We start from the raw sequence: 14575 nt of genomic DNA on the forward strand, positions 1-14575 counted from the left end.
TTTCTAATTTATGGAGAAATGATATCTGTCCTTGTCGGCCTATGTCCTGGTAAATATTTCGTTGCCATTCGAGTGATTTTTACAAAAATCCCCTTCACACAATTGGCAAAATGATGGATAATAGGTGGATAAAGGATGTGATGAGCGGTTGAAATTGAACCATTTGGAAATAGGTCATCTTGTTTTTCTAGCAGAAGTCGTGCTGAACGGGAAGAAAAAAGCGCTAATGGATGAGACCTATCAATGTTTGCTGTACATCGTCAAGAGCTTGGAGGAAGCAGAGCTTCCTGATGTGGTTGGAGAACAGATCCAAACATTGGTATTTAAAATTGAACAGGAGCTTCGCAACGAAAATACACGAATTCGTGAAATTACAGGCGCATTATCTGATCATTATCGGCGCAACCCTTGACTTCTTTATGGAGCTATAATAGATTTAAGTAGCTTAGCCTAATATGAGAGAGTGGAGATCAACATGACAATTAAGATCATCACAGATGGTTGCTCGGATTTACCGGATGGACTTGCCGAAGAACTCAACATTTCAGTAGTTCCGCTTTCAGTTCACTTTGGTGAGGACTGCTATTCCTCAGAGATAGATCGTGAATTTTTTTACAAACGAATGAGTGAAGAAGCCGAATTGCCTAAAACATCTAGTCCTTCTCCGAATGAATTTCTGATTCGTTTTAAGGAAGCGATTAAAGAGAAGAAGGATGTACTTGTCCTTTCCTGTACTTCCAAAATTAGCAGTACTTATCATCATGCCGTAATGGCCAAGGAAATGCTTGAAGAAGAAGGAGAGCATGGTCAAAAGATTGAGGTTCTGGATTCGAAGACAGCCTCAGTTGGGCTTGGATTACTTGCAGTCTATGCAGCGAATTGGTCAAAGAGTGGATTCCATATTAATGAATTATTAGCTAAAATGAAGCAGCAAATTGAAGAAACTAAGACGCTCTTTGCCCTTGATACGCTTGAGAATGTGATTAAAGGTGGACGTCTTGATAAGCTTAAAGGTAAAGTAGCCTCTGTACTTAATATTAAACTTGTGATGTGTGCGAATAATGAAGGTGCAATTGAGGTTGTAGAAAAAATTCGCGGCACGCAAAAAGCGCTTAAGCGATTGATCGATAAGGTCGGCGAAACTTGGCAACAGTCCGATAAGAAGATCATTGCGGTTGCCCATTCCAATTGTGAGGTTCGTGCGAAAGAATTTATTGATGAATTAATGTCCAGATATCCTTACGAACGCGTTATTATGACAAATATTGGCCCCGTTATCGGGACTTATGCAGGCGAAGGCGGAATCGTAATCGCATTTTAATCGATTATTCTTTTTTAAAATAGAATTCAAGAAGAAATAAGTCTGCTTATTAAGCAGGCTTATTGTCGTTTCTCTTTCAGCACGTTAAAATAGAATGGAATAAGATAGTGTAAAGTTAATTATTTGGAATTTAATTCATGTTATTGGATTAACACACGGAAAGGTGTGTGAAAAGATATGCGTATTTTACAAGCATTATTCTTTCCACCAGAACAACCTGGCGGCGTTTCATCCATGATTCCTTATCTCCTTGATGAGTTTAATACACGTGGATGTGAGATGGAAATATTTTCTTTACCCAAAAGGCTTAGAGGAAAAGGCCATGAAAATGTTCAATTCACTACTTTTGATGCTTACAAATTTGTAGGGAATGCGATAGTAGATAAGTATATGCAGACGCTTAAAGATTACATTTGGTGGAGTCGAATGCGGCTTAAGCAGCCTTATGATCTGATACATGCACATCATCCGATTGCGGTTTTGGCTCTGCGTGAGATATATCCAGATACACCGATTGTGATGACAATCCATTCAGCTTTCGAGAAAGAGCTTCTGCTTAATGGCAGAATTACGGAGAATGGACCTGAACATCAGTTTCTCACTTCCCTCTATGGAGAACTTGAAGCCAAAACCAATCAACTGCTCACCGTATCGAATGCGTTCAAAGGTTACTTAGCAGATTACGTTCAGGATTCGGAGAAAATTGGCGTAATACCGAACGGTTTTGACGAGAAAAGGTTCCGTCCCATGAGGCACGAGAATGCAGTTCCGCAACTAATTACAATGTGTCGATTAGTACCAGCCAAAGGGCTTGATACCTTGATCTATGCTTGCGCAGAGCTCAAAAAACGCGGTTCGAAATTTGTCTTGCACATTATTGGAGATGGACCGAACAGGGAGGAACTTGAGAAGCTGGCGATAGAGCAAGGGATTTATGATGACACAATATTCTATGGCTACATGCTGCATCCAGAGGATTTTATGCCTTTCTTTGATATCTTTGTGCTGCCTTCGCGTGCGGAATCATTCGGCTCTGTCTATGCTGAGGCAGCATTATGCCTGCTTGCGCTCGTTGGTACGAATGTGGGGGGGGTCCCAGAGCAAATTGAGCATGAACGCAATGGCTTGCTAGTACAGCCAGATGATCCGAAGGCATTGTGCCTAGCACTGGAGAAGTTGATTCTTGATCCTGTACTTCGAGAGAAATTGGCTCATGCAGCATGGGATAAAGCCCGCAAGACCTATGCGCTTAGTAGAGTTACTAGACAGCTGCAATCGGTCTATGATACGTACAAAATACAATGATATGTAAAATGAAAAGGGGTGAATCAAATGCAGCCTGTCCGTTTTTTGCATAGTGCAGACCTTCATTTAGATTCACCATTCCGTGGAATGCGTGATGTGCCTGAGAATATTAGAGAACGTGTTCGCGAATCGACATTCGGAGCTTTGAATAAGCTTGTTGCACTTGCAATACGGGAACAAGTAGATATGGTGCTCATCAGTGGTGATGTGTATGATTTAGCAGATCGTTCCTTGCGTGCACAGCTTCGCTTGCAGAAGGCGCTTCAAGAATTGTCTTCTCGTGATATTCGGGTGTTCATCATCCATGGAAATCATGACCCACTTGATGGAAGAGCAGCTAAGCTAAGCATGCCTCAGGGGTGTCATGTTTTTGGTACGGAAGAAGTAGAAACGGTTCTTGTCGAACGTGGAGATCGCGGTGTTGTTGCACGCGTTCATGGTATATCTTACTCGACATCTGCAGTTGCAGATAATTTAGCTATGCGTTATAAAGCTGTCGTCCCCAACACGAATCCATCGCAGCCTGTATATGAAATAGGAATGCTGCATACGAATGTCGATGGAGATGCCAATCATGATAACTATGCGCCTTGCTCCAAGCAGGATTTGCAGCAAAGCGGAATGAACTATTGGGCGCTTGGACATGTACATACACGTAAAATGATTAGCGGTGATACGCAAATCGATCAGGATCAGACCTGTATCGTCTACCCTGGCAATACACAAGGGCGAAGCATAAGAGAATGTGGACCTAGAGGCTGTTACATAGCCGATGTAACAGCAGATGGACGAACACGATTAACCTTTCATCCGTTAGATGAAATTCGGTGGCATGTCGAGCAAATTTCGATTGCCCATATGGAAACGGAGCAAGAACTCAAGGATGCGCTTGAAGCTCATATGCAGGAGCTATTGCAAGCAGCAGATGGCAGGTCTTGCATCGTTCGATTTGTGCTGGAAGGCAGAGGAACGCTGCATGATGTCTTACGCAAAGGTTCGGCATTGCAGGACCTGTTAACGGAGCTTCGGGAATCCGATTTGGCAGGGGGGTCACAGGATAGCGAAGCTTTCATTTGGCCTGAATCGATCGTTGATCACACAGGACGAACGATTGATTTGGATCAATTGCTTGAAGAGCGCAGCTTCGTAGGCGATATGCTGCGGATGGCGCGAGAGATTGGCAAGGATGATCAAGACTTAAGCGATTATCGCTCAGAAGCGTTAAGCCTGCTCATGACTCAGCCCAAAATAGCAAGGCTTTTAGGTGTTGATGCAGCTGAGCCCGATGAGATACGTGAATGGCTGCAAGCTGCCGAAGAGCTGCTCATGGATACCCTCGCAGATGGGGGGTGGAACGGATGAGGATTGCTGCCATTCATGTTGAAGGGTTCGGCGCTTTTGGAGAACTGAGTATTCCGATGGATCAACCATTCGTGCTGATTCATGGATCCAATGAAGCGGGCAAAAGTACACTGACGAGCTTCATCCGTGCCATTCTATTCGGATTTGCTGCGCGCAGTCAATCGGATCAGCGGTTAGCAGAGCGATATGAACCGATTGCAGGCGGTACTTTTGGAGGCTCTCTATCCCTAATTAATGAACAGGGAGAGCGAATTCTCGTTGAACGCTATGAACGCAGCAGCGGAAGAGGACGAGCTTCAGCAGGTACGGTCAAGGTAACGTTTCCTGACGGGAGCACTGGTGGTGAAGAAGAGCTTAAGTCACTGCTCGGCGGGATATCCGGTGAGGTATTTCGCACCTTGTTTGCCTTTGGATTGACTGAGCTCCAAGAGCTTCGAACGCTGCAGAAGGATGAAATCGGCAGTTATATGTATAGTGCGGGATTAGGTATTTCGCCATCTGCAATGCTTGAAGGTGAGCGTAAGCTTGCTGCTAGAATGGATCAATTGTATAAATCTCGCGGCAGGAATCAACAGATTAATGTGCAATTAAAAGCGTTAGAGGAATTGGAACTGTCGATCCGACGCAGCAAGGATTCGATTTCACAATATGACGCGATTAAAGAAGAAGAGCGGTCGGCGGCAATCCGAATTGACCAGCTAGAGGACAATCGCATGCGCTTGCTGTCACAGCATACTTGGATTGAGACTTGCCTGAAGGCACGCGAGGCTTGGCTCAGATGGAATGTTGTAGAAGCTGAGCTTGCTGAGCTGCCTGAATGGTCGCAGTTTCCTGAACAAGCGGTCAGCAGGTACGAGGCGATTGTCGAAGAGCAGGAGAAATTAGCGACTTCCTATTCCGAATGCTTGATTCGAATTGATCAATTGGATACACAGATAGAGCAGTTATCACTCGACGAACAAATTATGCAGCATAAATCAGATATCGAAAGCTTAATTGAACGTACTGCCCATTATCAGTCCGATATCCGATCAGCAGATGAATTGAAGGTCGAATTTGCGCAGACAGATAAGGAACTGCAGCGAACACTACGATTGATTGATGCTGAGTGGACGGAAGCTAACCTTGAAGCCTTTCCAATATCAGCAGCTACTCGTGAGCAGCTTAATGATAATAAAATGCGATCAGACGAGCTAGTAAGAGTCAGGGAACAATTGGCTATGGAAGAGCGTTCACTCAAGGGGCAGAAAGAGCAGCTGGAAGAGGAATTGGTTAAACTTCGGAAACAGAAGCGGGACCGAGAACGCGATCAATCTCAAGGCAATCGGCATTATCCGCTTAAGGCTTTAAGTGATCAAATTTCTGATCCAATTCAGCATTTACGTACCATTGCGAATCAATATACGAAGTATAAGCTGCTTGAGCAGGAATGTGAGCATCTGAGACAACGAATCGAAGATAGGGAGCTGCAGCTCCTGTTAACCGAGCAACTAGCGGATAAGCAGGAGCAAGTAAGCAGCAGTAGTGCAAATTTAACCCCTATTGTTATAGGGATAGTTGGGATACTGGGCGGCATACTCTTGTATCTGCAGGATAGCATACCATATGCGATTGTTTTGCTCGGAGTTGGCCTAATAGGCGCAATTGCTGTTGCTATCTTCAATCGGATGTCTTCAAAGGCTGGCAGGCGTGACCGAAGCCGAAGAGGTCGGGGCGGGCATGCTTTACACGATAGATTAAAGGAAGATGGTCAACTAGCCGATCAAGCTTCCGTCCTTCGCAATAAGCTAGCGCGGACGGAACAGGACTTATTGGCTATACAAGATATGCTGCAGGATGAGGTGCATGTATGCTGGCAGATAAGTACGGGTAGCTGGAAAAGTGTAGGTCTAGCCGAGTATACATGGACGGCAGCAAGAAGATGGCTCGATGAGCAGTTGGAAGGATGGCAGAAAGCTGCTGAAGAGCACGATGATAAGCAAGAGAAGTGGCAGCAGCTTGAGATTGCGATAACCGAGCTCGAGCGTCGAATGGATGTAGTGGACAAGCAATTGGAGAAGCAGCAGTCACATATTCGTATACATGCAACTGAGCTAGAGGAGGCAAGCGCACAATGGTCGAAGTGGCTGTCTGTGCATGGCTTCAGCCAGCACTTATCTCCTCAGGCGCTAGAGGGCAGTCTGCCGCTTGTTGAGCAAGGGCATAGCCTTATGCATCAGCTAAGGCGGCTTGCTGTGCGACTAGCGGCAACAGAAGTGGCAGCAGCCTCATTCGAAGCTGCTGCCGGCGCACTGCTAGGTGCAGCGTCTGCTGGCGACCCGATCCTTAGCGTGAAGCGCCAAGGGGAGGCGCTCGCGCATGAGCTTCGCAAGCGCGAAGACGCTGCCCGCGTGGCCGCAGACCGCCGCGCGGCAGAGCTTGAGGCGCTGTCGCTGCGCCAGCGCCTAGATCAGCATCAGCTGCGTATCGCAGCGCTGATGCAGGAATGCCGCGCGGAGTCGGAGCAAGAGCTCCGCGCGAACGCCCGCCTTGCTGCGCGGCGGGCTGAGCTTGACGGGGAGCGGCGTCACCTGCTCCCCGCCCTTACAGCGCTGGTGCAAGGTCACCAGCGGCTGCAAGAGCTTGACGCCATGCTCAGCACGCATGGCGAAATCGAGCTCGCCGCGCAGGCGGACGAGCTTACGCAGCAGCTCGCGCAAGTGACGCGCGAGGTCAATGCGCTGCGCGAGCGTCGCGGCTTGCTCGCCGGCGAAGCCGCTAAGCTCGAGCTAGGCGCCGAGCATAGCGACAAGCTGCAGCGTCGCGAGGAGCTGCTCGCTGAGCTAGGGCAAGCTGGGCGTGAATATGCCGTTCACGCCTTCGCGCTCCACCTCCTCCGCAAAGCGCGCGCCGTGTATGAAGAAGAGCGCCAGCCTGGCGTGCTAAAGCGCGCATCGGATTATTTCGCTCGAATGACGCAGCACCGATTCAGTGGGATACGCGCTCCGCTTACTTCGGAGCAGAAGCTCGAAGCGGTTCGTCCAGATGGGCGAGGAGTCGATACGGCTTACTTAAGCCGCGGCACTGCTGAACAATTATATCTGGCTATGCGATTTGCACTGGCAGAAGAATATGCGGCAAGAGTGAATTTACCACTGATCATGGATGATATATTAGTGAATTTTGATGGTGAGCGAATGGAAGCTTGTCTTGAAGTGTTGAATGAGCTGAGCAGCAGGCATCAAATTATACTTTTTACCTGCCATCAGCATGTTCGGGATGTTGCCCTTCGCAGGCTGCCGAAATTGCATTTGGTTGAATTGTAATAACAAATGGAGGTAGGCGTGCTGATGGATAATCGTCAAGATCCGCCGAGTAAATCAAGAGAACTCATTTATCAAGTCGGCAGGAAAAAGGGCAAGATTGTACTCGGAGCAGAGGCTCCTAAGCCAATAGTAGAGCCGCCCAAGCAGCGGCTGCAGCATACAGTCTCCAGAGCGTTATTTCATCAAGTGAAGGCTCCTGATGCGAAAGCAATCATCATTCTTCAAATGCTGCTTCCCGTCATTATTTTTGCGCTCACAATTACACTATTAATTTTCTTGGTTCAAATTTAAGAAGGAGTGGATACGATGATCAATTTGTTTCTTGCCAGTCTGGGGACTGTCCTAGGTCTTCTGGCAATTGGCGGCCTTGTTTATGGCATATGGCTAATCGCCATGCATCGCCGCACGACTGCAGACACATCAAAGATGCCATTTCCTTCGATGCTTTTGCGCTGGACGGTACTAGACTATATCATCATTGTCTTATTTGTACTTGGCTTGCTGCTGCTATTTGCTGACTTAACGGCTGTGCTGCGTGATCGCGCAAGTTTCTCCGAATGGCATCTCGTGTATTTAGTAGCAGGCGTCATTTTCTCCTTTATGGGAATGCTGATGATGGTCTTTCGTTTATTTATGCTGAATAACGCGATTCGTTCACTCGGCTTGCTTGCGCCAGACCATGAGCGTGAGCCAGACAATCGAGATCATGCCGAATAGGGGATATAGCGTTGTAAGCAATGTTTTGAATCCGATTAACGAAACTAAATAACATAGCGTTAAAATAACAAGAAGAATCAATTGGTTATTCCATTTGGTTCTTTGTTCTATTTGGAGTACGAGACCATAAATATCCGCAATGAACGTCGTGAAAATCTCACCGAAAATAACGAACAAGTAGAGAATATGCAGGACATTACCTAGTGGAAGAATGAGTCCAGCCATCGGAATATCCATTTGGGCAATCCCGGGCATTTGAGAAGAAAGTGAGAAATGGGCACCGATAAGAAGTAAGCCTATTAGAACTCCTCCAAGCCCTCCCCCCCAGTAAATAACAGCTTTACTCGATGCAGTAGCCCCAACAGGTACTAACACCGCTTGAGAGGTGGCTAAGTTGAAGGCTGTGTATAGAAGCGGAGCTGTCCAAATTGCGACAGGCGAGTAATCGGATGTCATGCGAAGCCAGTTATCCGCTGTCGGAGAATGCATAGTATGCCACACAATGAGACAAGAGAATATCAGCATGATCGGAACTACAATTGTATTGACCGTCATGATGGTACGAATGCCGCGTGAAATGATCCAATACGATGCGAATAGTGTGACTAGCAGTCCTGTTTGATACGATAAATGCAGCTGCTCTGCAAATACCGTTCCGCCACCTGCTAGCATGACGGTTGATATCCCGAATAGAACAACAAGCATAAAGAGGGAGACATAGGAGCCGATCTTGGCTCCAAATAGCATTCGATTCAAATCTTCATATGATTTAGCTTTCATCGTATAAGCGATTGTCATCATTTTGACGCCAAGCCAGATGAAGAGGATAGAAGACAGCATAATGGTCAACAAGGCCATCCAGCCGTACCTCGTAAAGAATTGCAAAATTTCTTGCCCTGACGCAAAACCAGCCCCTACAATTGTGCCTACGTAGGTAAAGCCAATTCGAATGATTTCACCTATCCGCGACATTGCATGATAACCCCCTTATTACAGAAAAGCGCGTTCCAATGAAAGAACACGCTCTTCGTAATGCTTTTACCATAGGAACTTAAGCCTAAAGATAAGGTCAAGCAGTTACCTATTGGTACAAGTTATGAAATTAAGGGCTGATACATGACTTAATTATTTGGAAATAGCTTGATCGACAGGATCTTATCTTCATCAATATCGACATCAAACTTAAGAATGGTTCCTTGCGATTTGTAGGAGATGACATAATTCGTGTTCGTACTCGGCTTGCCAAGTGAATTGATTACATCTGCTGATGAGCTGCCTACCTTAATTCCGCCAAGACCTGGATCAATTTCATCAGAGTGAATCTCAATGAATTCTACCTGACTCTTCGTGTTGAGTCCGATGGAGAAGTCATCATAATTGAGGACATGAATAACGCCGCCATCATCTTCAAGCTTATGTTCGGATTTCGGATTACCGAATGTATTGGAAACGACTGATTGACTAGCATTTAGTTGCAGCCCCATAAGCGTCGGCTTATTGGTATTGTATGTATCGTGATCTTTTACTTCAGGTTTCGCAGATGGCGTCGGTGTGTCAGCTTGCTTATCATTGTGCTCCGTCTCTTCCGTGGAGGTATCTGTTGTTTGTTTCTCTGAATCTACTGAATTGGTGGTCACGTTGTCTGTACCTGTTTTTACGGGAGGCACTTCAATAGGTTCTACTCTTGGTTTATTCGAAGCAACTGGTGTCGAAGCTGGCGCCGCTTGCTGGCCAAGCTGCTTCTTCTCACAGCCAATTAATGTAAGTAGTAGGATGCAAATAAAGATAACTCTATATTTTTTCCAATGTATATCCATAGGTTTACCTTCTCTCTCAGTCACGCTATAGATTCTATTGTAACATTCTCTACCTATATAAACACCCAAATCATCTAAATAGTTACAATTCAAACAACATAAAATCATAAATTGGTTCTTGATACCTATGAAGTTTCGATGTAAATTATTTTCAATAACCAAAATAAATACTAGTTTGATAGAGTTAGTGTTTGATCAAGTAATTGAAACTATTTTGTTGCGGAGGAACCTATAGATGGATTTATTAAAAAAACGAATTCAAGAGGTTGGATGTGTTGTCTCAAATGGTGTTGTAAAACTAGATGCGATTCTCAATCATCAAGTTGATACCGAATTAGTTATGGCAATGGGAAAGCAATTTGCAGAGCGCTATCGCCCGCTTCAACCAACCAAAGTGTTGACTGTGGAATCATCAGGCATTGCGATCGCATTTGCCACTGCTTATGAATTAGGTGTTCCGCTCGTATTTGCTCGTCGCAAAAAGACACCAACAATGGATAAAGAGGTGTATGAAGAGCGTGTTCCCTCATTCACTAAGGGGATTGTTACGGATATCGTTATTTCAGCGAATTATTTAAATCAAGATGACCGCGTTGTACTTATTGATGATTTTATTGCCAATGGGGATGCGGCGCGTGGGATAATCCGGATTATCGATAAAGCAGGCGCCATGCTAGTCGGAGTCGGGATTGCGGTGGAAAAAGCATTTCAGCCAGGTGGGGATTCCATTCGTGAAATGGGTTATGAGGTTTATTCATTAGTGAGGATCCAGTCGCTTGAGAACGGACAGATCGAATTAGAGTAAAATGCCCTTTCGTTATTCGTTTTTTTGAATTATAATGATTCTAATAGCAATGAGAGGAGGCATCGGAATAATGAATGAAACAACTACAGAGAGCTACTTCATTACCAAATTATCTGAAGCAAAAACTCATTTTGAACGTGCGCTTGACTGTAAACATACAAAGTTTGATGATTTATATCCTTATATGATTGAACACCCACAATTTTTCTGGTATAAAAGGTACGTCGCATGGTCAGAATTATTAACTATTGTTGAAGTGTGTTCGGATTTATCCGTAAGTTGGGAAGAGCATTTCTCGAATCAACAGGTGGATTATATCAAGCATAAGGTGATGTCCTCCAAGGTTCTCGATTATTGGTTTGAAACGAAGGAAGTCGTTTCTTGATATAGTACTGAATGACCTGTTTCCCATATTCGGGTGGCAGGTCTTTTTGTGTAAACAATCTATGATGGAGGTGTAGAATCATACATGATAACGGAAGAACAATTAGATGCTTTCAGGCAAGAAGGGACCCTGCTCAGGGTCATTCGCGATATGGATCCTGCTAATGATGTTAAAGGGATTGTGGTGGCATGGGATGATACGCATGTATTAGTTCGCAAGGCGAATCGTAAGATGCTCAAGCTCGGACGTGACTATGTCTATCAGCCGTTCACCGCAGAACGTCCTAAGGAATGGACACTGCCAGAATGAATAATGACGCAGATCTGATAGAGGGAATTGCAAGTCAGCACATCCAAGTGACAAATGGGTCCTATATTCTTATCTCCAGTAAGGAGCCACTTCGTACACTGAGTTCAACCATATGGGGTGGAGGCTTTGGATTCCACCGTCATATTGTGAATCGCCATGTTGATAAGCATTATAACTGTGATCATCCAATTACCGAAATGGACGAATTCTTGCAGACACAAGGACTTCCATCGGTAGATGTTGTAGGGATGTTAACCGCTGCTTATTTGGAGGATGTCGGTTATCACTCCCTGAGTTATGTTCTTGATGCAAATCAATCTGATTCTGATTGTCTGCATGTTAGCGCATGGGTCACAATGGGACTCGGGAATATTGCACGAGCTGGACTTGAACGCAAACCTGAGGAATTGTTCCCTGGAACGATTAATATAATATTGGTGATCGATGGCAACTTGTCCGATTGTGCCATGGCGAATTGTATCATTACAGCAACGGAAGCGAAGGTAGCGGCGCTGCAAGATCTTGATGTACATGTACAAGATATGAACGGTCATATGCGGAGAGCTACAGGAACAACGACTGACGCTATCGTTGTTGCTGCGACGAATCGTGGTCGCATACGCGAATATGCAGGGACCGCAACATGGCTCGGCCATTTAATTGGAAGAACTGTTTACGAAGCTGCAATGGAAGCTGGACGTAACTATAAGAAGGCTGTATTAAGCAGGTGATCATGCCTTCTTATACATTTGTCCCTTTTGCACTTTGCAAGAGCTCAATCAATTCACCAACTGTAATATCGTTGTTCACCGCACCCGGGGCTCCTTTTTTGAACGATCCAACAAGCAGCACTTCAATATGCTGATCGCGGGCAATAAGGACAGAATCAACGGTTAATGCTTTGGTTATAAGCGCTGCAATTACCGCCAATGATTGAGGGGAAATTGTGGTGGAGCTCGCCTTGCTTTTCTTATTGTTTTTTCCATTCTTACCATTACCGTTATTATTGTTAGCTCCTGCCATTTCCCCTCACCTTCATCTTAATGGGCTACTTGTTGATTCTTCCACAGTGATTTCGGGCTGTTCTTCCGTTCCTATATTGAGAATAAAAGAAGCAGCAATAATTCCTGCGACCACAAGCAATATTTGACCTTTAGCTTCCTCCTTCATCGATAGACCGCCTCCATCTTTCGCAGCAATGGGCTGCTATTCTTACTTCCCCATACGTTATTATAAGAAACATTCCTTCGATGCGTGCTAAAGATTATGCCTGTTTCAGAGAGATTGAGTCACTAGTTTGTACCGTAAATTGTAAGATATATTTACGAGTCAAATATTTAGTGCTATAATTTTTAGTATTCCGTATAGGTAAATGGCAGGGAATGGCGATCTTAATTGCCTGCAACTTCATTATTTGCGGTCGTGGCGGAATGGCAGACGCGCTGGCTTCAGGTGCCAGTGGTAGCAATACCGTGGAGGTTCGAGTCCTCTCGACCGCATGACTACAATGAACAAGGTCTATTAATTACTTAATCGTAATCTATAGACCTTGTTTTTTTATATGTTCAGAATTTGCCTGCGGGCTATTATCTTGTCTAACAGGATTATTACACTTGCAAATCGAATATTTTAGTAGAAAGTAGTAAAGGTTGAAGGAGCTGATACAGCAAATGAAGAAATGGATCGTCATCTTCATTATTCTAGGGCTATTATTCCTTACTAATCCGACAAAGGATGAGTATGTATCCTGGATGAAGGACAAATCTACTGCAAATAGTGGACAAATAGAAAAAGGCTTAGTATCCGTGTTTGGTAACTTCATTTATGGTGGAACAACCACTTCGACCAATCTCTATTTGTTCTCGATCTTCGAGACGAAACTGGATACAGATAAACCTTATAGGGTGATAGGAATATTTAAGAATTTTATTCCGATTAATTTCTAATTATTATAGAATTTATTACATTCGTCTCATAAATTCTAAGTAATACCTTAAGAAACGCATCCGTCCATAAAGGCGGTGAAACCGTTTCTCTTGATCAAATGATTGAAAATGGGACTGGTATAGCAAGCATCGTGCATCGCTCGTGGCTAAAGTCAGAATGCTAAGCTCATAATGGAAGGGGAGATGAAGATGAAGATGAAGATGAAGACCTTACTTTACAGCACAATTACGTGCCTTGTTATCGCTGTAGCAGCTTTCTTCATAAGTGATCTAAGGCTTTCACTCCAAATTTGTCTAAGTATAGGCGGTATATTACTTGCTTTGTCCATGGTGTTCTCGGGGGCTCTTGGAAGTGGAGAGCGGATACGGGCAAATTTTAATACAAGTACGGTAGAAGATAATGAAACAAGATTCAAGTGGTCTTTATATTTACTGATTATGGCGGCTCCATTTCTAACAGTGGGGTTCATCATATTTATGGTAGTTAAACAACTCAATTGATCATGTGCACTAAAAGCCTTGCTTGCTAAGCCTTTTTATAATGTTATAGTAAAGAGAATGGCTATAATATAAATCGGAGGAATTTCATGAATCCCATTAAATTACCTAGAGAGCAGAAGATGGAGATTATTTCGAGCATCCAAGATTATTTTGAAGCAGAGCGTTCAGAATCAATCGGAGATTTAGCCGCTGAAAACTTATTGGATTTTATGCTAAAAGAACTGTCACCCTATATATATAACCAAGCGATAACCGATGCTCGCAAAGTCATAATGCAGAAAATGGAGTCTTTGGATGATGAAATGTATGCACTAGAGAAGCCACTTCAAGCCAACAGAAGATGATGCTAAATCACTCTGAATTTGAATGTATAAAATTGGATGTATACAAGTTGTTGCATACTTGCTGTAAATTTGATAAGATACTCCTTGTCACTTCGGTAGACGTGCTGATGTTTGAAGGAAACAATCGATAATCGATTGACTCCTAGAAAAAAGAAATTAAAAAGTTCTTGACAAAAACACGAACCAAGTGATATAATATAAAAGTTGTCTCGCAAGTAACGAGATGATAGAAACGAAAGAAATTGTCCTTTGAAAACTGAACAACGAGTGAAGAAATAAATGAGATTAATAATCTCAACAACGTCGAGAGAGTAACACTTCGGTGCTTATGTTTGAGACAAGCTAGCAAGAAATTTTGAGCAATCAGCTCACCTTTAATGGAGAGTTTGATCCTGGCTCAGGACGAACGCTGGCGGCGTGCCTAATACATGCAAGTCGAGCGGAGTTATTCCTTCGGG

18 protein-coding genes, 1 tRNA gene and 1 rRNA gene are annotated in these 14575 nt (G+C 44.2%); 16 read left to right on the plus strand and 4 right to left on the minus strand.

Features of this window, described 5'->3' with window-relative positions; translation table 11 throughout:
- Positions 1 to 148: 148 nt before the first annotated feature.
- The 7 genes from E0485_RS20100 (at position 149) to E0485_RS20130 (ending at position 8010) form a co-directional block, all read left to right on the plus strand.
- Entirely contained in the window at positions 149 to 412 is a 264-nt protein-coding gene (locus E0485_RS20100; protein ID WP_132419860.1) for a hypothetical protein, read from the plus strand.
- A gap of 63 nt (positions 413 to 475) precedes the next feature.
- Positions 476 to 1321, plus strand: coding sequence for a DegV family protein (locus E0485_RS20105; protein WP_132419861.1), 846 nt, complete (start codon positions 476 to 478; stop codon positions 1319 to 1321).
- Positions 1322 to 1498: 177 nt separating this feature from the next.
- Positions 1499 to 2626 carry a glycosyltransferase family 4 protein gene (locus tag E0485_RS20110; RefSeq protein WP_132419862.1) on the plus strand — a complete coding sequence of 376 codons (1128 nt, stop codon included), beginning with the start codon at positions 1499 to 1501 and terminating at the stop codon, positions 2624 to 2626.
- Between the two features lie 27 nt (positions 2627 to 2653).
- Complete coding sequence (locus E0485_RS20115) at positions 2654 to 3988, plus strand: metallophosphoesterase family protein (RefSeq protein WP_132419863.1); 1335 nt, start codon at positions 2654 to 2656, stop codon at positions 3986 to 3988.
- Positions 3985 to 7293, plus strand: coding sequence for an AAA family ATPase (locus tag E0485_RS20120; RefSeq protein WP_165921238.1), 3309 nt, complete (start codon positions 3985 to 3987; stop codon positions 7291 to 7293). Before E0485_RS20115 ends, E0485_RS20120 begins: the two co-directional genes overlap by 4 nt.
- Before the next feature lie 24 nt (positions 7294 to 7317).
- A complete protein-coding gene (locus tag E0485_RS20125; RefSeq protein ID WP_132419865.1) occupies positions 7318 to 7584 on the plus strand; it encodes a hypothetical protein in 267 nt (88 codons plus the stop codon).
- Between the two features lie 15 nt (positions 7585 to 7599).
- Positions 7600 to 8010: a hypothetical protein gene (locus tag E0485_RS20130; RefSeq protein ID WP_132419866.1), complete on the plus strand. Its 411-nt coding sequence runs from the start codon at positions 7600 to 7602 to the stop codon at positions 8008 to 8010.
- On the opposite strand, the gene E0485_RS20135 is transcribed toward E0485_RS20130, so the two are convergent.
- Entirely contained in the window at positions 7948 to 8982 is a 1035-nt protein-coding gene (locus tag E0485_RS20135) for a YkvI family membrane protein (RefSeq protein ID WP_132419867.1), read from the minus strand. The genes E0485_RS20130 and E0485_RS20135 overlap by 63 nt on opposite strands.
- Before the next feature lie 149 nt (positions 8983 to 9131).
- Complete coding sequence (locus E0485_RS20140; protein ID WP_132419868.1) at positions 9132 to 9827, minus strand: hypothetical protein; 696 nt, start codon at positions 9825 to 9827, stop codon at positions 9132 to 9134.
- Between the two features lie 235 nt (positions 9828 to 10062).
- Between E0485_RS20140 and E0485_RS20145 the strand changes: the two genes are divergently transcribed.
- From E0485_RS20145 to E0485_RS20160, 4 genes are all read left to right on the plus strand, one after another.
- Positions 10063 to 10632: a xanthine phosphoribosyltransferase gene (locus tag E0485_RS20145; protein ID WP_132419869.1), complete on the plus strand. Its 570-nt coding sequence runs from the start codon at positions 10063 to 10065 to the stop codon at positions 10630 to 10632.
- Positions 10633 to 10702: 70 nt separating this feature from the next.
- Complete coding sequence (locus E0485_RS20150) at positions 10703 to 11017, plus strand: hypothetical protein (protein ID WP_132419870.1); 315 nt, start codon at positions 10703 to 10705, stop codon at positions 11015 to 11017.
- Positions 11018 to 11101: 84 nt separating this feature from the next.
- Positions 11102 to 11326, plus strand: coding sequence for a hypothetical protein (locus E0485_RS20155; RefSeq protein WP_132419871.1), 225 nt, complete (start codon positions 11102 to 11104; stop codon positions 11324 to 11326).
- Positions 11323 to 12057 carry an adenosylcobinamide amidohydrolase gene (locus tag E0485_RS20160; RefSeq protein ID WP_165921239.1) on the plus strand — a complete coding sequence of 245 codons (735 nt, stop codon included), beginning with the start codon at positions 11323 to 11325 and terminating at the stop codon, positions 12055 to 12057. The genes E0485_RS20155 and E0485_RS20160 overlap by 4 nt, the downstream gene beginning before the upstream one ends.
- Before the next feature lie 10 nt (positions 12058 to 12067).
- Here the strand turns inward: E0485_RS20160 and E0485_RS20165 are convergent, their stop codons facing one another.
- Positions 12068 to 12349: a hypothetical protein gene (locus E0485_RS20165; RefSeq protein ID WP_132419873.1), complete on the minus strand. Its 282-nt coding sequence runs from the start codon at positions 12347 to 12349 to the stop codon at positions 12068 to 12070.
- A 12-nt stretch (positions 12350 to 12361) separates the two neighbouring features.
- Positions 12362 to 12496, minus strand: a complete 135-nt coding sequence (locus E0485_RS25740; protein WP_268957618.1) for a hypothetical protein — start codon at positions 12494 to 12496, stop codon at positions 12362 to 12364.
- Between the two features lie 246 nt (positions 12497 to 12742).
- On the opposite strand from E0485_RS25740, the gene E0485_RS20170 reads away from it, so the two are divergent.
- From E0485_RS20170 to E0485_RS20190, 5 genes are all read left to right on the plus strand, one after another.
- Positions 12743 to 12825, plus strand: a tRNA-Leu gene (locus E0485_RS20170).
- A gap of 171 nt (positions 12826 to 12996) precedes the next feature.
- The gene (locus tag E0485_RS20175; protein WP_132419874.1) at positions 12997 to 13272 is read left to right on the plus strand and encodes a hypothetical protein; all 276 of its coding nucleotides are present in this window, start codon (positions 12997 to 12999) and stop codon (positions 13270 to 13272) included.
- A 189-nt stretch (positions 13273 to 13461) separates the two neighbouring features.
- The gene (locus tag E0485_RS20180) at positions 13462 to 13773 is read left to right on the plus strand and encodes a DUF5316 family protein (RefSeq protein ID WP_132419875.1); all 312 of its coding nucleotides are present in this window, start codon (positions 13462 to 13464) and stop codon (positions 13771 to 13773) included.
- A gap of 86 nt (positions 13774 to 13859) precedes the next feature.
- The gene (locus E0485_RS20185) at positions 13860 to 14117 is read left to right on the plus strand and encodes a DUF2164 domain-containing protein (protein WP_132419876.1); all 258 of its coding nucleotides are present in this window, start codon (positions 13860 to 13862) and stop codon (positions 14115 to 14117) included.
- A 374-nt stretch (positions 14118 to 14491) separates the two neighbouring features.
- Positions 14492 to 14575, plus strand: a 16S ribosomal RNA gene (locus E0485_RS20190); the annotation flags it as partial.

It is taken from the genome of Paenibacillus albiflavus (genome assembly GCF_004344915.1).
Lineage (GTDB): Bacteria > Bacillota > Bacilli > Paenibacillales > NBRC-103111 > Paenibacillus_AM > Paenibacillus_AM albiflavus.